We start from the raw sequence: 452 nt of genomic DNA, 5'->3' as shown, positions 1-452 counted from the left end.
AGAAACTGGGCGCAGTTAAGCCCACAGGTTAATTGAACGCCGAGTCAGACAGTCCTATAGCTCAGTTGGTTAGAGCGCCACACTGATAATGTGGAGGTCGGCAGTTCAAGTCTGCCTGGGACTACACTTCGACCGCAAGGTCAATGTGGTTTAGGCAAAGTCTGCCTGGGACTACACATCGGCCGCAAGGTCAATGTGATTCAGGTGAAAAATCTGCACAACTACTCTCTACGAGGGGGATTAGCTCAGTTGGCTAGAGCGCTTGCATGGCATGCAAGAGGTCATCGGTTCGAACCCGATATTCTCCACTCCGGGGCAAGTCCCCAAAAGATCTTTGACATATTGACACAAGCAAGACTGTAGAACAGAAGTTCAAGACTTCTAACAACAAACAGAAAGCTGAAAGTATGAGCGAAAGACAGGCGAATATATTTATTTGTCCTATCTACGAT

Annotated in this window: 2 tRNA genes; both read left to right on the top strand. The window is 47.6% G+C overall.

From position 1 onward, the window contains the following. Positions 1–50: 50 nt before the first annotated feature. Positions 51–124 (top strand) — tRNA-Ile (locus CIK94_RS06145). 110 nt (positions 125–234) lie between these two features. Continuing rightward, a tRNA-Ala gene (locus tag CIK94_RS06140) sits at positions 235–308 on the top strand. Positions 309–452: the final 144 nt, after the last annotated feature.

It is taken from the genome of Prevotella sp. P4-51 (genome assembly GCF_002251455.1).
Taxonomy (GTDB): Bacteria; Bacteroidota; Bacteroidia; order Bacteroidales; family Bacteroidaceae; genus Prevotella.
This window is presented reverse-complemented; position numbering and strand designations above follow the sequence as displayed.